This is a genomic window from Stenotrophomonas sp. 99219_Sma, from assembly GCF_056480785.1.
The window spans coordinates 1106759-1127485 of record NZ_CM151117.1 but is presented as its reverse complement, the minus strand read 5'-3'; the positions used below and the strand labels follow the sequence as shown (position 1 = coordinate 1127485).

The following is a 20727-nucleotide window of genomic DNA, read 5'->3' as shown; positions in this document are numbered from 1 at the left end:
CGAAGCGGCGGACCGGCTTTCGCCCGTCGGCCTCCCTCCCTCTCTGCACGCGTTGTAGGTCCGCACCGTCGTTGTCGGCGGGCGGGCGCGGCCCCTCCCTCAAGGTGCCTTGGCCCCATGGTAGACGCGGGGCTGTCGGCTGCGTCCAGCTGCATACGTATTCATGGCGTTGCGCGGTAGCGGGCCTGCCGCGCTGGCTTATGGTCCGGGTCTGCCAACGGCGCCTTGGGAGGGGAAATGCCGATGTCACCCACTGCTGTACGCGCGGTGTTCGCGCACCTGCTCGGTCTGGCTCTGCTGGGCCTGGCCACGCTGGCGCAGGCCGCGCCGCAGGTGGCCAGCGTCGAATCACCGGGAAAGGTGCTCAAGGTCAGCCTGGTGCTGGACGGTGGCACCGCGCGCTATCGCGTCGAGCGTTTCGGCGAGACCGTGGTGGAAGATTCGAAGCTGGGCTTTGCCTTGCGCGATGGGCACCTGGACCGGGATTTCGCCCTGCTCGGCCAACAGCAACGCAGCGTCGATGACCGCTGGGAACAGCCCTGGGGCGAGCGCCGGATTACCCGCAACCGTTTCAATGAGCTGACCGTGCATCTGGCCGAGACCACCGGCAGCAAGCGCCGGCTCGATGTGGTGTTCCGCATCTACGACGATGGCCTCGGCTTCCGCTATGTGTTCCCCGAGCAGCCGAACCTGCACGAAGCGATCATCGATGACGAGCTGACCGAGTTCGCCATCGCGCAGGATTCCACCGCGTGGTGGATCCCTGCCGGCGAACCGATCCACTACGAGTACCTGTACCAGCGCACGCCGCTGCGCGAGGTTCCGCTGGTGCATACGCCGATGACCCTGCGCAGCCGCGATGGCCTGCACGTGGCGATTCACGAGGCTGCGCTGGTCGACTACGCCGGCATGTGGCTGCGCCGCACCGAGGGCCAGCGCCTGCGCGCGCAGCTCTCGCCCTCGGCCGAAGGCTGGAAGGTGCGCCGCGGCCTGCCCTTCGCCACGCCGTGGCGCACGCTGCAGATTGCCGACCGTGCCGGCGGCCTGGTCGAATCGGACCTGATCCTCAACCTCAACGAACCCAATGCGCTGGGTGATGTGAGCTGGGTGAAGCCGGCCAAGTACCTGGGGGTGTGGTGGTCGATGCACCTGGACAACGAGAGCTGGGCGACCGGGCCGAAGCATGCGGCCACCACCGCGAAGACGAAGAAGGTGATCGACTTCGCCGCCGCGCACGGCTTCCGTGGCGTGCTGGTGGAAGGCTGGAATCCGGGCTGGGACGGCATGTGGGTGGGCAATGGCTACGACTTCGATTTCACCCGTGCCACGCCCGATTTCGACATTGAAGCGCTGTCGGCGTATGGCCAGAACAAGGGCGTGCACCTGATCGGCCACCATGAAACCGGCTGCGCCATCGAGCACTACGAGGACCAGCTGGGCGCCGCGCTGGACCTGTATGCGCGGCTGGGCGTGGACCAGTTCAAGACCGGTTACGTCTGCGACGACGGTCAGGTCGACCGCCGCAATCCCTCGGGCGGCCCGCTGTGGCGTGAGTGGCATGACGGGCAGTTCATGGCGCGCCACCACCTGAAGGTGGTCCAGGAAGCGGCGCGGCGGCACCTGTCGGTGAACCCGCATGAGCCGATCAAGGACACCGGCCTGCGCCGCACCTATCCCAACTGGATCTCGCGCGAAGGCGCACGTGGCATGGAGTACAACGCCTGGGGCCAGCCGCCGAACCCGCCGGAACATGAGGTCAACCTGGTGTTCACCCGCATGCTGGCCGGGCCGATGGATTACACCCCCGGCATCCTCAGCCTGAAGGGCCGCCACGGCCAGGCCATTCCCAGCACGCTGGCACGCCAGCTGGCGCTGTACGTGGTGCTGTACAGCCCGATCCAGATGGCCGCCGACCTGCCCGAGCACTACCTGCAGCATCGCGAGGCATTCCGTTTCATCGAAGACGTCGCCGTGGACTGGGAGCAGAGCCGCGTGCTCGATGGCGAAGTGGGCGACTACGTGACGATCGTGCGCCGCGACCGCAACAGCCGCGACTGGTTCCTCGGCAGCATCACCGACGAGCACGGCCGCGTGCTGCCGGTGTCGCTGGGCTTCCTGGAGCCGGGCGTGCGCTATCGCGCCGAGATCTACCGCGATGGCGAGGGCGCGGATTTCCGCAGCAATCCCTTCGCATTCGCGCGCGAAACCCGAGAGGTGACCAGCGCCGAGGTGCTGACGCTGGTGCTGGCACCGGGGGGTGGGCAGGCCATTCGTTTCACGCCGCTTTGAATGCCCCGGTAGTGCCGGCCGCTGGCCGGCAACCCGGTGAACGCGATTGCCGGCCAGCGGCCGGCACTACCGCAAACAGAACCTGAAAGCGATTACATCCCTGCAAACGCCATTGAATACGTATGCAGGGTGATTCCCGCGAAGAACGCGCTGCCTACCATAGCGGCGACGACAGCGGCCACCGCGTCGCACGTCCACGGTCACTCCGGGACGTTCACGAATCGATCTGCAACATTGCCTGGGAGGGGAAAATGTTGAACCACAAGCGCAGCGCGCTGAGCATCGCGCTGGCCGTTGTCCTGGCGCCGACGCTGGCGTCGGCACAGTCCACGCAGAGCACCACCACGCCGGCCGCCACCGCCGCCACCAACCTGGATACGGTGCAGGTCACCGGCATCCGCCGCGGCATCGAGAACGCAATCGCGATCAAGCAGGACGCCACCTCGGTGGTCGAAGCGATCTCCGCCGAAGACATCGGCAAACTGCCCGACGTCAGCATCGCCGAATCCATCTCGCGCCTGCCCGGCCTGGCCGCGCAGCGTGTGGCCGGCCGTGCGCAGGTGATCAGTGTGCGTGGCCTGTCGCCCGACTTCGCCACCACCCTGCTCAATGGCCGTGAAGTGGTCAGCACCGGCGACAACCGCGGCGTCGAATTCGACCAGTACCCGTCCGAGCTGGTCAACGGCGTGACCGTGTACAAGACCCCGGACGCGGCGCTGGTCGGCCAAGGCCTGTCGGGCACCATCGACATGCAGACCGCACGCCCGCTCAGCTTCGGCGAGCGGGTGATCGCGGTCAGCGGCCGCTACCAGAAGAGCTCCCTGGGCCGCGCCGCCAATATCGACCCGTATGGCAACCGTTTCAGCGCCAGCTACATCGACCAGTTCTTCGACAACACCTTGGGCATCGCCATTGGTTATGCGCACAGCGACATGCCGATCCAGGAGAACCAGGTCGGCCTGTACGAGCCCTGGACCACCGAACACACCGACAAGGGCGAGCGTCGCGGAATCGCACCTGGCACCTACTTCACCGATGGCATCAAGGCCCTGCGCCGCACCGGCAACAACAAGCGCGACGGCGTGATGGCAACGATCCAGTTCCGCCCCAGCAACAGCTGGACCAGCACCTTCGATGCGTTCCACACCGAAGCCGAGCAGATCGACACCGCCAACCAGTTCGAGCTGAGCCTCAGCGGCAACGGCGAGGACAGCAACAACCCCAACGCGATCCTGCCGGTGTTCAGCAATGTCGGCCGCAATGCCGATGGCAGCTTCACCGGCGGCACGATCAACAATGCATACCCGCTGGTGCGCGGCATGTACAACAAGCGCAAGGACAAGATCGATGCGTTCGGCTGGAACAACGAGTTCAACGTCGGTGGCGTGAAGCTGGTCGCCGACCTGAACTACTCCAAGGCGACCCGCCGCGAGATCAACCTGGAAAACAACCTGCAGCTGGTGCCGCGCCCGCAGTTCGACACGATCGGGCTGGTGGTGAACAACAACAGCTTCTCGCAGATCACGCCGGGGCGCGACTATTCCAATCCGGACAGCCTGTTCCTGACCAACACGATCTATGGTTCCGGCTACGGCAAGGTGCCAGAGGTCGAAGACCGCTTGAAGGGCGCCAAGCTGGCGGCCACGCTGCCGGTTCCCGAGGCAATGTCCAGCTGGTTCTCCGATGTGGACGTGGGCGTGAACTATGCCGACCGTCGCAAGCAGAAGGCTCAGGCCGAAGGCAACATCCTGCTCGGCGCCCAAGGCGAATCCACCATCGCACCGGACCTGCAGTACCGCCCGGTCAACCTCGGTTTCGCCGGCATCGGCTACATCCCGTCGTGGAATGTGCCGGCAGCCGTCGGTCGTTACATGACCTTCAACCCGGTCGACAACCTGGACTACCTGATTCCGAAATCCTGGACGGTCGAGGAGAAGATCACCACGGCGTGGGCACGCCTGAACATCAACACCGACATCGGCGTGGTCGGCGTGCGCGGCAACATCGGCGTGCAGATGCAGCACACCGACCAGAGCTCGGATTCGCGCTACTGGGACAGCTCGCAGCCGGCGGGCAGCAACATCCAGCCCTTCTCTGCCGGCAGGACCTACAAGGACTGGCTGCCAAGCTTGAACCTGGCGTTCATGTTCCCGCACCAGCAGACGCTGCGCTTCGCCGCCGCCAAGCAGGTCGCGCGCCCGCGCGTGGACCAGATGCGTGCCGGCCTGGAATTCGGCGTGGATACCAACAACGGCCGCCCCGGTGGCAGCGGTGGCAATCCGCTGCTGGATCCGTGGCGCGCCACCGCGCTGGATCTGTCCTATGAGAAGTACTTCGGCGAGAAGGCCTACGTGGCTGCGGCGATCTTCTACAAGGACCTGAAGAGCTACGTCTACACGCAATCGGTGGACAACTACGACTTCAGCGGCCTGCTCGGCAACTACGTGCCACCGCCGGGCATGACCGCACCGGTGCTGACCACCGGCACCTTCTCCACGCCGCAGAACGGCAAGGGCGGCACGTTGAAGGGGCTGGAGCTGACCGGGTCGTTCCCGCTGGAGATGCTGACCGACAGCCTGCGCGGCTTCGGCGTGCAGGCCAGCGCGACCTTCAACAAGAGCGACATCACCATCCTGGATCCGGAGAGCGCCTCCAGTGTGGGCACCGACCCGATCAGCCTGCCGGGACTGTCCAAGCGCGTGTACAACTTCACCGCCTACTACGAGCGCAGCGGCTTTGAAGCACGTGTGAGCCAGCGCCGCCGTTCGGACTTCATCGGTGAGATCGGCAACTTCAACGGCAATCGCACGCTGCGTTACGTGGTCGGCGAGAACGTGACCGATGCACAGGTCAGCTACACCTTCAGCGACAGCAGCAGCCTGCGCGGGCTGACCCTGCTGCTGCAGGGCAGCAACCTGACCAACGAGCCGTACCGCACCTACGCCGGCAGCAAGGACCGCCCGCTGGAATACATCGAGTGGGGCCGCACCTACATGCTGGGCGTGAACTACAAGTTCTGACCACGACCGGGTAGTGCCGGCCGCTGGCCGGCAGCGACTCATCGGAAACCCGCTGCGCAGGCAGCGGGTTTTCTTTTGCGCGGATGCCGGCCGTTGGTCGGCAAGGCCCATCCACGCATGGCGTGGATCTACTGGTTGGGGTGTCTCTGGGTAGATCCACGCCATGCGTGGATGCCTTTCGCCGGAAGCCCACCCACAAAAAAGGGACGGGGCGCTTCGGCCCCGTCCCCGCAAGTACCGCCACCGGAGAAAACGGTCAGCTGCGTCGGGCGCAATACACCGCGCGCGGCGGCAGCTGGAGTTCATTGCCCTGCACCGTGCCCGCATCCGGGCCTGGCACCGCCACCTGCTGCCAGTTGCCCGGCGGCAGCGGATGGCTCACCGCCTCGGCCGACAGGTTGAAGGCCAGCAGGAGGGTTTCATCTGCAAGCATACGCTCGAACAGCAGCACTGGCTCGGCGCTTTCGATGAATCGGATGCTGCCATGCAGGAGTGCCGGCTGGCTATGCCGCCAGGCCAGGAACCCGCGGAACGCAGCCAGGACCGAGTCCGGGTCGCGCTCCTGCACCGCCACGGCCGCGGCGCGGTGCTCGGGCGGAATCGGCAGCCACGGCTGGCCGGCGGTGAAACCGGCCAGCGGCGCGTCGGTCCACGGCAGCGGGGTCCGGCAGCCATCGCGGCCCTTGAAGTTGGGCCAGAAGGTGATGCCATAGGGATCCTGCAGGGCCTCGAACGGCACCTCGGCCTCGGCCAGGCCCAGTTCCTCGCCCTGGTACAGGCAGACCGAGCCGCGCAGCGAGCACAGCATCGCCACCAGCATCCTCGCCAGGCGCGGGTCAGCCGGGTGGCCGCCCCAGCGGCTGACCGCCCGCTCCACATCGTGATTCGAAACCGCCCAGCACGGCCAGCCTTCGGTCATTGCCGCTTCCAGCCGCGAGACCGTGTCGCGGATGTAGGCCGCGCTGTAATCGTCCACCAGCAGTTCGAAGCTGTAGCCCATGTGCAGGCGGCCATCCCGGGTGTACTCGGCGGTGGTGGCCAGCGAGTCCTCCGAGGAGATCTCACCCAGGCTGACCGCCCCCGGGTACTCGTCCAGCAGCGCGCGCAGCCTCTCCAGGAACGGCAGGTTCTCCGGCTGGGTGTTGTTGTAATAGTGGTACTGGTAGGCGTACGGGTTGTCCGGGCTGAAGCCGCGACCGAAGCGCTTCTCCGCCGGCTTGGCCGGGTTGTCGCGCAGCTGCGCGTCATGGAAGCAGAAGTTGATCGCATCCAGGCGGAAGCCATCCACGCCGCGGTCCAGCCAGAAGCGCACGTTGTCCAGGGTCGCCTGCTGCACGTCCGGGTGATGGAAGTTCAGGTCTGGCTGGTCGACCAGGAAGTTGTGCAGGTAGTACTGCTCTCGGCGCGGCTCCCACTGCCAGGCGCCGCCGCCGAACAGCGACAGCCAGTTATTGGGCGGCGTGCCGTCCTCGCGCGGGTCCGCCCATACGTACCAGTCGGCCTTGGGGTTGGTCCGGTCCTGGCGGCTCTCGCGGAACCAGGCGTGCTCGATCGAGGTATGGCTCAGCACCTGGTCGATCATCACCTTCAGGCCCAGACCGTGCGCCTTGGCCAGCAGGCGGTCGAAGTCGTCCAGGCTGCCGAACAGCGGGTCGACGTCGCGGTAGTCGGCGATGTCGTAGCCGAAGTCGGCCATCGGCGATTTGAAGAACGGCGAGATCCAGATCGCGTCCACGCCCAGCGTTGCGATGTGGTCCAGGCGCTGGATGATGCCCGGCAGGTCGCCTACCCCGTCGCCGTTGGCGTCAAGGAAACTGCGCGGGTAGATCTGGTAGATGACGGCTCCGCGCCACCATGGATAGTGCGACATCGACAGCCCCCCTCCGGGCGTGCGGGACCCGCCGGGAGCGGGCCGAAATCCTGATGCCGCAAGCTTAGCGGTGGCCTCACGGGCATGGCGCAACCTGCATACGTATTCACGCAGGCGGCATCCGTGGCCGGGCCGCGGACGCCGGCCTGCCCGGTTTGCGCCCGAATTCACAGGCAACGCCTATAATCAGCGATGAGCCTGAAAGCCTGATCGCATGACCATCACCGAAGACACCCGTCCCGCCCTGGGCCTGCCCCAGATCCAGTCGCTTGCCGCGGCCGACATGGCCGCCGTCGACGCCCTGATCCGGCGCCGCCTGTCCTCGGACGTCGTGCTGATCAACCAGATCGCCGATCACATCATTTCCGCCGGCGGCAAACGCCTGCGCCCGATGCTGGTGATGCTGGCCGGCCATGCGGTCGGCCAGGCCGGCCCGGACCACCACCAGCTGGCGGCGATCATCGAGTTCATCCACACCTCCACCCTGCTGCACGACGACGTGGTGGACGAATCCAGCCTGCGCCGTGGCCGCAGCACCGCCAACGCGCTGTGGGGCAACGCGCCCAGCGTGCTGGTCGGCGACTTCCTGTACTCGCGCAGCTTCCAGCTGATGGTCGAGCTGGAGCGCATGTCGGTGATGCAGATCCTGGCCGATGCCACCAACCGCATCGCCGAGGGTGAAGTGCTGCAGCTGCTGCACGTGCACAACCCGGATACCGACGAAGCCGCCTACCTGCGCGTGATCGAGCGCAAGACCGCGGTGCTGTTCGCCGCCGGCACCCGCCTGGGCGCGCTGGCCAGCGGCGTGGATGAAGCCACCCAGCAGGCCCTGTTCGACTACGGCATGCACCTGGGCTACGCGTTCCAGATTGCCGACGACGTGCTGGACTATTCGGCCAATGCCGAGGAGCTGGGCAAGAACCTGGGTGACGACCTCGCCGAGGGCAAGGCCACGCTGCCCCTGATCCATGCCATGGCCCATTCGGACGCCGCCACCCGCGAACGCCTGCGCACCATCGTGCAGGACGGCGACGCCTCGGCGATGCCGGAAGTGCTGGCCGCGATCCGCGCTACCGGCGGCCTGGAGTACAGCCGCGCGCGTGCCGAGGAATATGCCGAGGCCGCCGAGCGCGCGCTCGATGGCCTGGCCGACAATGATGCCGTGGCTGCCCTGCGCGGCCTGGCCCGCTACGCGGTGCAGCGCTCGCATTGATGGGTTGAGGTGTGCCGACCAACGGTCGGCACGGAAACATCGGTGACTACCGACCGATCGCGTTTACCGCATTGTAGTGCCGGCCGCTGGCCGGCAACCTCATGATGCTGCGGATGTCACGGGAATGCCGGCCAGCGGCCGGCACTACCGCTGCACGGTTCAACGTTTCTCGAAGCGCTCCTCGAAGAACTCATCCAGCGCCTTCCACGCACGCTTCGCCGCGCGCTCGTTGTACTGGCAGCCCGGCGGGCTGTTGGCATCGCGCTCGGCAAAGCAGTGCACCGCGCCGCTGTAGTTGGTGAACTCCCAATCGACCTTGGCCGCGTCCATTTCTTTCTGGAAGCTGCCGATGTCCTCGGCGGTCACGCTGGTGTCGTCGGCGCCATTGAGCACCAGCACCGACGGGTGGCTGCCACCAGCCTGTGCCGGCAGCGGCGAACCCAGCCCGCCGTGCAGGCTGACCACCCCTGCCAGCGGCGCACCGGCACGGGCCAGCTCCAGCACCGTGGTGCCACCGAAACAGAAGCCCACCGCACCGATCCGGCTGGCATCGAGCGGCGCCTTGCCGGCCTGGGCCTTGAGCACGTTCACCGCCTCCAGCGCACGCGCACGCAGCAGCGGCCGGTCGTTGCGGAGCTTGGTCGCCACCGGCCCGGCCTCGGCATCGGTCTTCGGCCGCACGCTCTTGCCGTACACATCGGCCACCAGCACCACATAGTCATCGCCAGCCAGCTGCTTGGCCTTCTCCACCGCCGACTCGTTCACGCCTTTCCAGTTCGGCACCATCACCAGCCCGGGGCGCTTATCGTTGTCGCCGTCGTCATAGACCAGCACGCCACTGAAGGTCGTACCCTGGTGCTTCCACTCCACCGGCTGCGTCTTCATCGCCGCCCACGCCGGCATCGCCGCCAGCCCCAGAACCACCGCCACACCGCATCGCCAACGATTCATGCGCCTGCTCCGCAAGAAAAAGGGGGACGGAGGGGATTAAGCCGTATTCGCCCCTCCCGCGTCGCATTCTGCATTGGCGACGTGACGCAGGTGTGGTTGGATACGACTTAATCCCCTCCGTCCCCTTTTTTCGCATGAATCTTGTTGATCGCTTCCTGTCTGGCCTGATCCCCCGCCTGCCTGCCGAGGATGCCCCGCAGTGGGCCCACGTGCAGGGCGCCAGCGGCGAAGACCTGCAGCGCCTGCGTGCGCAGTGGCCGCAGGTGCCGGACAGCCTGCTGGAACTGTTGTCCCGCGTGGATGGCACCCACTTCCGTGAGTACCCCGGCGGCGAGGTCTGCGTGCTGGTGCTCGGCTCGGACGTGGAGGACGGCGGCTATCCCTACTACCTGCGTTCGGTCGCGCAGATCTTTGAGGACCAGCAACAGTGGGACGACAGCATCCGTTCCATCTACGAAGAGTGGCTGGATGACGAGCCGGAGATCCTGGGTGAGGGCATCGACGCCGATCTGCCGATGAACCGCCGCCTGTGCTTCTCGCACTGCATGAACAACGGCGGCACCTCGATGCTGTACCTGGATTTTGATCCCGCGCCGGGCGGCGCGGTCGGCCAGGTGGTGCGCTACCTGCACGATCCGGACAGCTATGCGGTGATCGCGCCCAGCTTCGATGCGTACCTGCAGCAGCTGATCGAAGGCGGCTACGCGTTCATCGACGAGGAGCAGTAGATCCACGCCATGCGTGGATGAATTTCTCCGGAGGTTGCCGGCCAGCGGCCGGCACTACCTTCAAGCGATACCCAGCCCGGGAATCGCGCTGATGCTCTCCGGGTCAAACCCAGCCAGCTCAGCGAAATGACGGCCACGCGCCACGTAATCCCGGTAGGCACCAAAGCTCGGCGCGCCAGGCGACAGCAATACCACCCCGCCCTCAGAACCCAGCGCAGAACGCGCCAAAGCGATTGCCTCCGGCAGATCGCCGGCGGCGTGCAGACCGAAGCGACCGGCATCGGCCAGCGGCTGCAGCATCGCGTGGATGCGCGGGCCGTTGCTGCCCATCGTCACGATCTCCACCGGCGGCACGTCGTGCGCCATGTGCTGCATGAAATCGGTCCAGTCCAGGCCACGGTCATGCCCGCCCACCAGCAGCGCGATGCGCTGGCCGGCGAAGCACTCCAGCGCGGCCAGGCTGGCATGCGGCGTGGTGCTGATCGAATCGTTGACGTAGGTCAGGCCATCGGCCGCGCCGATGCGCTGCAGGCGATTCGGCAGCGGACGGAAATCCTGCACCGCCGGTGCCAGCGCCACGGCGTCCAGCCCCAGCGCTTCCAGCGCCGCCAGTACCGCACACAGGTTGCCGCGGTTGTGGCGACCCGGCAGCGGCGTGTTGCGGGTATCGAACACGGCCTGCTCGCCGCGATGCACGATGTCACCGCGCATGTGCCAGCCCTGCGGCTGGTTGAACCAGACCACTTCGCTATCGGGCAGCGACAGCGCAGCCAGATGCGGATCGGCGGCATTGAGCACGGCGATGCGCGGTGCGGCTTCAGTCACCAGCCGCAGCTTGTCCTCGATGTAACGCTGCTCGCTGCCGTGCCAATCCAGGTGCTCCGGGAACAGGTTCAGCACCACCGCTACCTGCGGATGGGCGCCACTGCGCGCCACTTCGCCGGTCTGGTAGCTGGACAGTTCCACCGCCCAGTACTCGGGCGCGGGCTGCGGATCCAGCACTTCCAGCAGCGGCAGGCCGATGTTGCCGACCAGGCCGGTGCGGTGGCCGGCGGCACGCAGCAGGTGCGCGACCAGCGCGGTGGTGGTGCTCTTGCCCTTGGTGCCGGTCACGCACACGGTGTCGTGCACGATGCCATCGGCACCCGCATGCTCGGCAAACCACAGCGCGGTGCCACCGATGAAGGTGGTGCCCTGCCCCGCCGCCGCCAGCGCGACCGGCTGGTAGGGGCTGATCCCGGGCGACTTGATCACCACGTCGAACGCGGCCAGCGCTTCAGCAGAAGGCTCGCCACGCACATCCAGCGCGCCCCGCGTTTCTGCGCGTGCGGCCTCGACTTCTGCCGCCGGGCAGAACAGGCTCAGCGGCAGCGTGGGCAGGCGCTCGCGCAGCACCGCAAACGCGGCGCGGCCCTCACGGCCCCAGCCCCACAGCGCAACGCGCTTTCCTTCAAGCTTCGAAATCTTCACGCACCCGTTCCCACAGCGCAGCCGGAACGCGGTGCTCGCCCTGCAGCTGCAGCAGCGGTGCCAGTTCCAGTTCGGCGGCATCCAGCTGCGGCTGGATCTCATTGCAGAAGCGCTTCACCAGCACGTCTTCCTTCCACTCCGGGCGCTGCGCCAGGGTCGCCATCGCCGCACGCGATTCGCGGCCTTCGCCCACGCACTCGAACGGCTTGTGGTCCTGGAATTCCAGCAGTGCATCGAAGCCACCGGCCTGCTCGGCATCGTCCAGCAGGTTGCGGCCAAAGATGCGCACCAGGCGCGTCTTGGGCATGAACGGGGCCAGCGCCAGGAACACGAAATGGCACTTCGGGCAGACACCGCACCAGCGGTTCACCGGGCGCTCGCCGAGGATGTGGAAGTTACGGTTGCAGCTGGAGAAATGCGCGTCGTAGAAATCGGTCTTGGCGAACTGGCGGGCCACTGCCAGCTCCGACATCGGGCGCAGCAGCGAGTAGTACTGCAGGTCCGCCGCTACGTGCGTCTGCACATGGCTGCCGAACGCCTGCTCGAATGCCCAGCCCTTGGACCACTGGTGGTTCACTTCGCCGGTGCCCGGAATCTGGCTGCCGTAGCTGGCCGAACGTTCGTTGGAGAACACCACCTGGTCCACGCCCTGCAGCAGCGCGGCCAGCACCATGATCGCCGAGTTCACCGCAGTGACCGGGATATGCCCGTTCCACGCACCCTGGCGGTTCAGCTCGAACAGTTCCGGCGCCAGCGCGCGGCCCAGGTTCAGCGTCGGCAGGCCGGTGCGTTCAGCGCAGGCACGGATCAGCTGCGAGCCACCGATCCAGGTCACCGTCTCGTCCACGCCGGCACGGCGCAGCGCTTCGATGCTGACCAGCGAATCCTTGCCGCCACCGATCGCCACCAGCGCGTGCGGCTGCAGGCCCAGCACCGGCGCCTGCACTGCCTCGCCTTGCACCGGCAGGCGGAAGCGCCCGCGCAGGTTCAGGCCGTTGCGGTAGGCAAATTCACCCAGGCCATTGAGGTAGACCGTCTCCACCAGCGCAGCGGTATCGGCATCGATGGCGTAGCTGTCGATGCTGACCGTCTCCGGCACGCCCGCCTTGTAGTAGCTGACACCGGCGATCAGGTGCAGCAGCTGCAGCGCGCGCTGCACAGCGGCGGTACGCGCTTCGTCCAGCATGAACGGGGCGCCCGGCACGGTGATGGTTTCCACCATCTCCGGGCCGTCATCAAAGGCGTAGACCAGCTTGGCCACGCCGGTGTCCGCGGCGAATTCGCAGCGGACGAAGCGGAAGCGGGAAACCTGGTGTTTGTCGAAAGCAGTCATGGTGTATCCGGTCAGGCACGGGCCCGCGCGATGGCGCGGGGCGTGTCGGTGGGCGGGTGCAGGGCGCGCGCGGTGGTCATTCGATCACGTCTTCGCGCGGCAGCATCCGCTGGTTGTAGGTGTTGGCCATCGAATAGCCGTAGGCGCCGGCATCGGCGATCAGCATCACGTCGTCCGGTGCGGTCGACACCGGCAGCTTGCGGCGCTTGCCGAACACATCGCTGGATTCGCAGATCGGCCCGACCACGTCGAATGCCGCTTCGGCATAACCGCCCTGGCGGCTGAGGTTCTCGATGTCGTGCCAGGCGTCGTACAGGGCCGGGCGCATCAGTGCGTTCATGCCGGCATCCAGGCCAACACGGCGCACGCCGTCCTTCTCCACCACCTGGGTGACATGGGTCAGCAGCACGCCGGACTCGGCCACCAGGTAGCGGCCCGGCTCGATCGCCAGGCGGAATGCCGGATGCAGCGCCTTGACCTCGGCCAGACCCTCGGCCCAGGCGTCCAGGTCGAACGGCTCGTCTTCGTCGCTGTACGGAATCGGCAGGCCACCGCCGATATCGATGGTGTGTACGCTGCCGATGCGACGGGCGAAACCGGCCAGCTCATCGCACATCAGGCGCCAGTGCTGCGCGGTTTCCACGCCACTGCCGAGGTGCGCGTGCAGGCCGACCACGCGGCTGCCCAGATCGGTGGCCGCGCGCACGAACTCATCGACGCGGGCGATCGGCAGGCCGAACTTGGAGTCCTTGCCGCCGGTACGGACCTTGGCATGGTGGCCTTCGCCACGGCCCAGATCGACGCGCAGCCACAGCTCACGGTTGCGGAACAGGTCCGGCCAGCGCTGCAGCGCTTCGACGTTGTCGACGGTAACGGTCACGCCCAGCGCGAACGCGGCTTCGTACTCGCTGCGCGGGCAGAAGCTGGGGGTGAACAGCACACGCTTGGGCGACAGTTCCGGCAGGTGCTGGAACACGTGCTTCAGTTCGCCGTGCGATACACACTCAAGGCCGAAGCCCTCGGCTTCCAGCAGCTGCAGGATGGCCGGGTGGCTGTTGGCCTTGATCGCGTAGTAGCGCTGGTCGATCGGCTTGATCGCGGCCAGCGCGCGGGCACGGGCGCGCACGGTCGGCAGGTGGTAGACATAGCGCGGCGTACCGGCGTCGGCCAGCTGCAGCAGGTGCGCCCGCTGGCCCCGCCACCACGGCGTGCCACGCGGGCGCACGGTGCCGGCGATCTCGCGCCAGCGTGGGCCGAACACTTCGGTCTCTTCCACCGGCATCGCACCGCTGTCGATCAGCTCGGCGTGCAGGATCGGCAGCAGGCCATCGGCATCGGCTTCGTCGATGACGAAGGTCAGGTTCAGGTCGTTGGACGACTGCGAGATCATGTGCACGCGCTCGCGGCCGAAGGTGGCCCACACGTCCGACAGCTTGTGCAGCAGCGAGCGCATGCCGCGACCAACCAGGGTGATCGCCGCGCACGGCACGATCACCTTCACCTTGCAGATCTGCGACAGGTCGGCCGACAGCGCGGCCAGCACATCGGTGTTGACCAGGTTCTCGGACGGATCCAGCGATACGGTGACGTTGGTTTCGGCCGAACCGATCAGGTCCACCGACAGGCCATGCTTCTTGAACAGGTTGAACACATCGGCCAGGAAGCCGACCTGCTGCCACATGCCGATGCCTTCCATCGACACCAGCACGATGCCGTTGCGGCGGCTGATCGCCTTCACGCCCGGGACCGGTGCAGCGCTGCCATCGATGCTGGTGCCCGGCAGTTCCGGGCGCTCGGTATCGAGGATGGCCATCGGCACGCCGGCATCGCGGCACGGCTTGATCGAGCGCGGGTGCAACACCTTGGCGCCAGTGGTGGCGATTTCCTGCGCCTCGTAATAGTCCAGGCGGGTCAGCAGGCGCGCGTCCGGCACGTCCTTCGGGTTGGCACTGAACATGCCCGGCACATCGGTCCAGATCTCCACGCGGCTGGCACCGAGCAGCGCACCGAAGTACGCCGCCGAGGTATCCGAGCCACCACGGCCGAGGATGGCGGTACCACCATCGGCATGCCGCGAAATGAAGCCCTGGGTGATCAGCAGGCGGGTCGGCTGCGCGCGGAAGCGCTGCATCCACTCCGCATCGGCACGCCACTGGCAGTTCACCGACAGCCGCTGCGACCAGTCGCTCTGGTTCGGCTGCGGCGGCATCGCGTCCAGCCACTGGCGGGCATCCATCCAGCCCATGTCCAGGCCCGAGGCGTGCAGGTAGGCAGCACCCAGGGTGGAGGACAGCAGTTCGCCCTGGCCCAGCACTTCGGCCTGCCACTGCAGCGGCCGGGTGGCCGCGCGCGCGTCGTCGAGCAGCCCCTGCAGCGCCGCCAGGCGCTCGGCCAGCACCTCGCGACCCAGGCCGAGTTCAACCAGGAAGGCCTCGTGGCGTTCGACCAGCGCCGCCACACGATCACGGCTGTCCGGCGCGCCATCGGCGATCGCGGTCAGTTCGTTGGTGACCCCGGACAGCGCCGAAACCACTACCAGCACGCGCGAGCCAGTCTCTTCCGCACGTTTTTTCGCCAGCTTCCCGATCGTGTCCCAGCGATGACGACGCGACACCGAGGTGCCGCCGAACTTCAGTACGATCCAACGATCGACAAGGGGGGAAGCTGACATGGATTGGCTATGTAGAATGTGGGGAAGCCGCCCTCGGGGGCGGAACCTTTGATTCTAAGCGCAATATCCTCGTAGATGGCCGTCCTCCGTTACCTGCAGCTCGATGTCTTCGCCCCCCGCCCCGGCACCGGCAACCCACTGGGCGCCATCCTGGACGCCGACGAGCTCTCCAGCAGCCAGATGCAGGCCCTGGCCGCCTGGCTGAACCTGTCCGAGACGGTGTTCTTCCTGCGCCCCAGCGCGCCCGGCGCCGATTACCACATCCGCATCTTCACCCCGACCCGCGAGCTGGCATTTGCCGGCCACCCCAGCGTCGGCGCCGCCTGGGCGGCGGTGATCTGCGGCCTGGCGCAACCACGCGACGGTGCCCTGCTGCAGCAATGCGCGGCGGGGTTGCTGCCGGTACGGGTGAGCGGCCCGGCCGAGGCACTGCAGATCCAACTGGCCAGCCCACCGGCGCAGCAACTGGACACAGCGGCGGACGGAGCGCCGGAAACGCTGCTGGCGCTGGCTGCCAGCGGGCACGTACCCGAACTATGGGACAACGGCGCTCGCTGGTGGCTGCTGCCGCTGCGCGACGCCTCCGCCGTACGCAACCTGGTGCCGGACATGGCCGCACTGGCCGACTGGAGCCTCGCCACTGATGCCACCGGCCTGGCCGTGTTCGCCGACGAAGCTGGCACCGACCACACCCGGGTGGTGCGCGCTTTCTGCCCCGCTGATGCGGCCGCCGTACCCGAGGACCCGGTGACCGGCAGCGCCAATGCCCTGATCGGTGCCTGGCTGCGGCAGCGCGATGCCCTGCCGGGCCGCGAGGGCCACTACGTGGCGAGCCAAGGCCGCGAAGTCGGCCGCGACGGCCGCGTGCAGGTGCAGGTCGATCCGCAGGGCACGGTCTGGATCGGCGGCCAGGTGCAACCGGTCATCGACGGCCACATCCGCTGGTAGCCCACGGAAAAAAGGGGACGGAGGGAATTAAGTCGCTTATGGCACATGGGGCAAAAGCGACTTAATTCCCTCCGTCCCCTTTTTGGTGCCCCGCGCTACGCTATGCGGCCTGTTTACTGGAGTGCCGCCTGATGTCCACCCGCCGTTTCCTGCAGCTGGATGTGTTTTCCCCGCGCGCCGGCGCCGGCAATCCGCTGGCCGTGGTGCTCGATGCCGAGGGCCTGGACGACGCCAGCATGCAGGCCATCGCGCGCTGGACGCGCCTGCCCGAAACCACCTTCGTGTTCCCGCCGCAGGTCGCCGGTGCCAGTTACCGGCTGCGCATGTTCAGCCCGCAGAAGGAAGTTCCGTTTGCCGGCCACCCCAGCGTCGGCACCGCGCATGCGGTGCTGCAGGCCGGCCTGGCCGCAGCGGTCGATGGTGTGCTGGTACAGGACGGCATTGCCGGTGCCCTGCCGCTGCGGGTCAGCGGTGAGGGTGCGCAGCAGCGCATCGCCATCCGCACGCCGCGCGCGCAGCTGGCCGAGACTGCCGAGGCGACCGATCCACGCCTGCAGGCGGCGCTGAAGGACTGGCCGCTGGGCTCCCTGCCGCCGGCGCGGATGCAGGGCGGACGCAGCTGGTGGGTGGTGCAGGTGGCCGATGAGGCCGCATTGCGCGCATTGCAACCGGACTGGGATGCGGTGGCCGCACTGGCCGAGTCCACCGACAGCATGGGCGTGTTCGCCTATGCCTTCAGCGATGGCAGCGAGGGCTTCGATCTGGCGGTACGTGCCTTCGTCGGCAATGGACGCCGCTTCGAGGACGCCGCCTCCGGTGCTGCCAATGCGGTGCTGGCCGCATGGCTGGACCTGCGCGATGCGCTGCCCCGTGGTCGCGCACCGTTCGAAGTCAGCCAGGGCCGCGAAGTCGGCCACGACGCGCGCCTGACCCTTTTCGTCGATGAAGACGGGGAAGTCTGGTCCGGTGGCCAGGTGCAGACGGTGATTACCGGCACCCTTGATTGGTGATTGTGATGGGGGGTGGTAGAGCCGAAGGCAGCGGCAGGAGCCGCTGCCAACGTCGGATGCGACGGCTCGGAGGGTGGCGGCCAGGAAGGCCGCCATAACGCTGGCCGGCTGTTACCTGGACCTCGACATCATGCGGTTGCCGGCCAGCGGCCGGCACTACCCTCAGCCCAGCTCGGCTTCCAGGCTGATCGGCACCGCGCTCAGCGCCTTGGACACCGGACAGTTCTGCTTGGCGTCATCGGCAATCGCACGGAACTGCGTCGCGTCGATGCCCGGCACCACCGCCTTCACCTTCAGCCGGATCTGCGACAGCTGCGGGCCGCCTTCCAGCGACAGATCGACCTTGGCTTCGGTATCCAGCGAAGTCGGGGTGAAGCCGGCTTCGCCGAGCTTGGCCGACAGCGCCATGGTGAAACAGCCGGCGTGCGCGGCAGCGATCAGCTCTTCCGGATTGGTGCCCTTTTCGTCGCCGAAGCGGCTGTTGAAGCCGTAGCGGGTCTTGTCCAGCAGCCCACTCTGCGGCGTGCTCAACTGCCCCTTGCCCGACTTCAGATCGCCTTCCCAGTGCGCGGTGGCGTGTCGCGAGATTCCCATGTGCTGCTCCTGCGTGACGGTGATGAACGGTCACCCTCGCACGGGAGGCGTTAGCCCTGCGTCGCTCCGCCACACGCCACAGGTCCACCGGAAACCGGACAACTGGTCACTTCTTCGCCAGGCCGGCGCGCATTTTTCCCTTGTTTTCAGTGGTTTCGCGCATTCCTCCGATGGGCGGGCGCGGACCATCGCGCGCGCTGCCACACCCCCTTCCCCCACTGCCAGCCATGTACTGAATCGGCCTGGATATGAAAAAACATGCACTTTCCACGCTTCGGGCTATTGGCGGCGCCCGAGAGTTGCCCTACATTGCGCTTGCCGACGGGGTTCGGCGCCGACCAAACAACCAACCGTTCACGGAACAGGAAACCATGGCAAAGACCGCTAAGAAGGCTGCCCCGAAGAAGGCAGTGAAGAAAGTCGCGACGAAGGCAGCCGCCAAGCCGGCCGCTCCGAAGCCGATCAAGGAAGTGCTGACCAAGTCCGGCCTGGTTGCACACATCGCTGAAGCCTCCGGCGTCATCGCCAAGGACGTCCGCGCTGTGCTGGCCTCGCTTGAAAGCGCCGTCGCCTCCTCGGTGCACAAGAAGGGCGCTGGCTCCTTCACCCTGCCGGGCCTGCTGAAGATCACCACCGTCAATGTGCCGGCCAAGCCGAAGCGCAAGGGCATCAACCCGTTCACCAAGGAAGAGCAGTGGTTCGCTGCCAAGCCGGCCACCACCAAGCTGAAGGTGCGTCCGCTGAAGAAGCTGAAGGACGCCGCGCTGTAAGCGCGCGCCCCAACGCGGATTCCGACGGGACGGCTCTGGCCGTCCCGTTTTTTTTGTCCCAACCACAGCCCGCAACACAGCGTTGCCGCATCCCCGGGAATGCGCGTACAGGCCCGTCGCCATTGGCTGGGCGTGGTCCGTTGCGGCCCCGGAACGTACCGGGTGGAACACTGCGTGCAGCCCCGGCCATCGCCGCCGGGCACGGCCTTGCCTAAGGTGGGCACATCCTCCACAGCTACGGCGAGCACACCCTCATGGCCAGCCCCTCCACCCGCTACCGGATCTCGGTGACCCCCATCGAAAAGGACGGGTTGCAGTGCACCGGGCGCTGCACCATCGAACTGGAACATCGCGCAAGCCGCGACCTGATGCGCCTGCTGGAAGCAGCACCGCGTACCGCTGGTATCAGCGGCGACGAGCGCGCGACCCTGGTGATCGCCACCCAGCTGCTGCGCGACATCGTGCAGCGCCACGCCGACACCGAAGGCCATGCCCTGGCCGCCATCGCCACGCAGGTGCTGCCGGCGCTGGATGCACTGGAACAGCTGCCCTCCTCCCGCTGATCGCGGAACAGCCGATACACTGCCTCCTTCCGTTCGCCTCGGGGAGGAGGCAGACATGCGCAGGTTCCTGATACTGCTCGCACCGCTGGTGCTGCTGGCCTGTTCCCGGCCGACATCGCAATCCGATCCAGCGGATGCCACACCGTCGGCCACGGCCGAGGCGGCTGCCCGCACGAAGTCACAGACCGCCGCAGAAGGCGATGCACCGACCGTGCAGGCCATCGATGTCGATCCCCTGTTTGCCGCCGTCGCGGCCGAGGCCGAGCTGCCGGCGGGAATGCTCAATGCCTATGTCATGGCCCTGCTCAATCGCGATCGCAAGGCCGTCGACGCCGCGTGGACCTTCCCGCCCAGCGATGCACGACGCGCCGACGATGCCGCATTGCGCCAGCTCACGGACGTGCGCAGCCTGCGCCTGACCAGCGAACTACCGATCGCGCGCGACGGTCACCAGCCGCCGCAGCTGCTGGAGGTTCCGGTACAGATCCGCGCAGTGACCCCTGAGGGCACCTTCCGCTTCGGCGGCTGGTACCGGGTGCAACCCCGTGCCGATGGCCGCGCCTGGCAGATCCAGTCGGCGCAACTGCGGCCAACGCTGGACTGAACCGTTGCAGCGGCATGCACGCGCGATTCAGCCGGCACGGCTACTCTTTGATTCGTCCATTCATATCCACCGGTCACCGCCATGCGCCTGCGTTCACTGATGACCCGCCTCGCGGCCTCCACCGTGCTGATCGCCGCTGCGATCGGCGCCCAGGCCGCCCCTTCCATTTCCGGCCGCGAACTGTCGGTCGGCGCCAGCGACGTGCAGCAGTACCTCGATGGCAGCTTCCCGCGCACCCAGGACGCCCTCGGCGGCCTGATCGCCCTGACCATGAGTCACCCGCAACTGAGTCTTCCGGCCGGCGAACGGTTGAACCTGGGCATGGATGTGGCACTGGCCACCGCCGGTGGCAACCCGGCCAAGCTGGGCACGGTGAAGCTCAGCAGTGGACTGCGCTACGACGCGCAGACCCAGGGCTTCCACCTGCAGCAGCCGAGCGTGGATGACTTCACCCCGGCCAACCAGGGCGGTCGCCTCGATTCGCGCACCCGCGGCCTGCTCAATGCCTGGCTGAGCGACTACGCCCAGCGCGAACCGATCTACAAGCTGGACCCGGCCGTGGCCGGCCTGCTCGGCGCCCTGCAGGTGCAGTCGGCGCAGGTGAAGAACGGCAAGCTGGTGGTCACCTTCAACCAGAACCTGGGCAACCTGGTGCCGGCAGGCGTCCTGGGTAAGTAAGGTAGTGCCGGCCGC

At 67.1% G+C, this 20727-nt stretch carries 16 protein-coding genes; 10 read left to right on the top strand and 6 right to left on the bottom strand.

Going from position 1 to position 20727, the window contains the following annotated elements; translation table 11 throughout:
* Window positions 1-237 precede the first annotated feature (237 nt).
* Window positions 238-2289, top strand: coding sequence for a glycoside hydrolase family 97 protein (locus ACZK13_RS05200; RefSeq protein WP_478482325.1), 2052 nt, complete (start codon window positions 238-240; stop codon window positions 2287-2289).
* A gap of 251 nt (window positions 2290-2540) precedes the next feature.
* On the top strand, window positions 2541-5309 hold the full coding sequence (locus ACZK13_RS05195; protein ID WP_478482324.1) for a TonB-dependent receptor: 2769 nt from the start codon (window positions 2541-2543) through the stop codon (window positions 5307-5309).
* A gap of 256 nt (window positions 5310-5565) precedes the next feature.
* Here the strand turns inward: ACZK13_RS05195 and ACZK13_RS05190 are convergent, their stop codons facing one another.
* Entirely contained in the window at window positions 5566-7179 is a 1614-nt protein-coding gene (locus ACZK13_RS05190) for an alpha-glucosidase (RefSeq protein WP_100437487.1), read from the bottom strand.
* A gap of 214 nt (window positions 7180-7393) precedes the next feature.
* On the opposite strand from ACZK13_RS05190, the gene ACZK13_RS05185 reads away from it, so the two are divergent.
* Window positions 7394-8392, top strand: a complete 999-nt coding sequence (locus tag ACZK13_RS05185; protein WP_100437486.1) for a polyprenyl synthetase family protein — start codon at window positions 7394-7396, stop codon at window positions 8390-8392.
* A 159-nt stretch (window positions 8393-8551) separates the two neighbouring features.
* On the opposite strand, the gene ACZK13_RS05180 is transcribed toward ACZK13_RS05185, so the two are convergent.
* Entirely contained in the window at window positions 8552-9343 is a 792-nt protein-coding gene (locus tag ACZK13_RS05180) for a dienelactone hydrolase family protein (RefSeq protein ID WP_125894214.1), read from the bottom strand.
* Between the two features lie 134 nt (window positions 9344-9477).
* On the opposite strand from ACZK13_RS05180, the gene ACZK13_RS05175 reads away from it, so the two are divergent.
* Window positions 9478-10071 carry an SMI1/KNR4 family protein gene (locus ACZK13_RS05175; RefSeq protein WP_125894212.1) on the top strand — a complete coding sequence of 198 codons (594 nt, stop codon included), beginning with the start codon at window positions 9478-9480 and terminating at the stop codon, window positions 10069-10071.
* A 60-nt stretch (window positions 10072-10131) separates the two neighbouring features.
* Here the strand turns inward: ACZK13_RS05175 and murD are convergent, their stop codons facing one another.
* From murD to ACZK13_RS05160, 3 genes are all read right to left on the bottom strand, one after another.
* A complete protein-coding gene (gene murD, locus ACZK13_RS05170) occupies window positions 10132-11541 on the bottom strand; it encodes a UDP-N-acetylmuramoyl-L-alanine--D-glutamate ligase (RefSeq protein ID WP_125894210.1) in 1410 nt (469 codons plus the stop codon).
* Window positions 11522-12874 (bottom strand): UDP-N-acetyl-alpha-D-muramoyl-L-alanyl-L-glutamate epimerase, encoded by a 1353-nt coding sequence (gene murL, locus ACZK13_RS05165; protein WP_125894208.1) that lies wholly within the window; start codon window positions 12872-12874, stop codon window positions 11522-11524. Before murL ends, murD begins: the two co-directional genes overlap by 20 nt.
* A gap of 76 nt (window positions 12875-12950) precedes the next feature.
* Window positions 12951-15545, bottom strand: coding sequence for a bifunctional aspartate kinase/diaminopimelate decarboxylase (locus ACZK13_RS05160; RefSeq protein WP_100437481.1), 2595 nt, complete (start codon window positions 15543-15545; stop codon window positions 12951-12953).
* A 75-nt stretch (window positions 15546-15620) separates the two neighbouring features.
* Between ACZK13_RS05160 and ACZK13_RS05155 the strand changes: the two genes are divergently transcribed.
* Entirely contained in the window at window positions 15621-16493 is an 873-nt protein-coding gene (locus ACZK13_RS05155; RefSeq protein ID WP_478482323.1) for a PhzF family phenazine biosynthesis protein, read from the top strand.
* 131 nt (window positions 16494-16624) lie between these two features.
* Complete coding sequence (locus ACZK13_RS05150; RefSeq protein WP_478482322.1) at window positions 16625-17503, top strand: PhzF family phenazine biosynthesis protein; 879 nt, start codon at window positions 16625-16627, stop codon at window positions 17501-17503.
* Window positions 17504-17665: 162 nt separating this feature from the next.
* Here ACZK13_RS05150 and ACZK13_RS05145 read toward each other — a convergent pair whose 3' ends face one another.
* Window positions 17666-18097 (bottom strand): OsmC family protein, encoded by a 432-nt coding sequence (locus ACZK13_RS05145; protein ID WP_005408443.1) that lies wholly within the window; start codon window positions 18095-18097, stop codon window positions 17666-17668.
* A 371-nt stretch (window positions 18098-18468) separates the two neighbouring features.
* On the opposite strand from ACZK13_RS05145, the gene ACZK13_RS05140 reads away from it, so the two are divergent.
* The 4 genes from ACZK13_RS05140 (at window position 18469) to ACZK13_RS05125 (ending at window position 20712) form a co-directional block, all read left to right on the top strand.
* Complete coding sequence (locus tag ACZK13_RS05140; RefSeq protein WP_010483539.1) at window positions 18469-18867, top strand: HU family DNA-binding protein; 399 nt, start codon at window positions 18469-18471, stop codon at window positions 18865-18867.
* Between the two features lie 254 nt (window positions 18868-19121).
* Window positions 19122-19430 carry a DUF3861 family protein gene (locus ACZK13_RS05135; protein ID WP_032129232.1) on the top strand — a complete coding sequence of 103 codons (309 nt, stop codon included), beginning with the start codon at window positions 19122-19124 and terminating at the stop codon, window positions 19428-19430.
* 55 nt (window positions 19431-19485) lie between these two features.
* On the top strand, window positions 19486-20034 hold the full coding sequence (locus tag ACZK13_RS05130; RefSeq protein ID WP_125894202.1) for a hypothetical protein: 549 nt from the start codon (window positions 19486-19488) through the stop codon (window positions 20032-20034).
* A gap of 81 nt (window positions 20035-20115) precedes the next feature.
* Window positions 20116-20712, top strand: coding sequence for a YceB family lipoprotein (locus ACZK13_RS05125; RefSeq protein WP_012510326.1), 597 nt, complete (start codon window positions 20116-20118; stop codon window positions 20710-20712).
* The last annotated feature ends 15 nt before the right edge of the window (window positions 20713-20727 follow it).

What these genes read in the sequence shown, in the direction of transcription:
- ACZK13_RS05155 (WP_478482323.1), top strand. Translation starts at nt 15,621, where the DNA reads ATGGCCGTCCTCCGTTACCTGCAGCTCGATGTCTTCGCCCCCCGCCCC.
- ACZK13_RS05190 (WP_100437487.1), bottom strand. Translation starts at nt 7,179, where the DNA reads ATGTCGCACTATCCATGGTGGCGCGGAGCCGTCATCTACCAGATCTAC.
- ACZK13_RS05175 (WP_125894212.1), top strand. Translation starts at nt 9,478, where the DNA reads ATGAATCTTGTTGATCGCTTCCTGTCTGGCCTGATCCCCCGCCTGCCT.
- ACZK13_RS05145 (WP_005408443.1), bottom strand. Translation starts at nt 18,097, where the DNA reads ATGGGAATCTCGCGACACGCCACCGCGCACTGGGAAGGCGATCTGAAG.
- ACZK13_RS05195 (WP_478482324.1), top strand. Translation starts at nt 2,541, where the DNA reads ATGTTGAACCACAAGCGCAGCGCGCTGAGCATCGCGCTGGCCGTTGTC.
- ACZK13_RS05185 (WP_100437486.1), top strand. Translation starts at nt 7,394, where the DNA reads ATGACCATCACCGAAGACACCCGTCCCGCCCTGGGCCTGCCCCAGATC.
- ACZK13_RS05160 (WP_100437481.1), bottom strand. Translation starts at nt 15,545, where the DNA reads ATGTCAGCTTCCCCCCTTGTCGATCGTTGGATCGTACTGAAGTTCGGC.
- ACZK13_RS05150 (WP_478482322.1), top strand. Translation starts at nt 16,625, where the DNA reads ATGTCCACCCGCCGTTTCCTGCAGCTGGATGTGTTTTCCCCGCGCGCC.
- ACZK13_RS05130 (WP_125894202.1), top strand. Translation starts at nt 19,486, where the DNA reads ATGCGCAGGTTCCTGATACTGCTCGCACCGCTGGTGCTGCTGGCCTGT.
- ACZK13_RS05200 (WP_478482325.1), top strand. Translation starts at nt 238, where the DNA reads ATGCCGATGTCACCCACTGCTGTACGCGCGGTGTTCGCGCACCTGCTC.
- ACZK13_RS05125 (WP_012510326.1), top strand. Translation starts at nt 20,116, where the DNA reads ATGCGCCTGCGTTCACTGATGACCCGCCTCGCGGCCTCCACCGTGCTG.
- murL (WP_125894208.1), bottom strand. Translation starts at nt 12,874, where the DNA reads ATGACTGCTTTCGACAAACACCAGGTTTCCCGCTTCCGCTTCGTCCGC.
- ACZK13_RS05135 (WP_032129232.1), top strand. Translation starts at nt 19,122, where the DNA reads ATGGCCAGCCCCTCCACCCGCTACCGGATCTCGGTGACCCCCATCGAA.
- ACZK13_RS05140 (WP_010483539.1), top strand. Translation starts at nt 18,469, where the DNA reads ATGGCAAAGACCGCTAAGAAGGCTGCCCCGAAGAAGGCAGTGAAGAAA.
- ACZK13_RS05180 (WP_125894214.1), bottom strand. Translation starts at nt 9,343, where the DNA reads ATGAATCGTTGGCGATGCGGTGTGGCGGTGGTTCTGGGGCTGGCGGCG.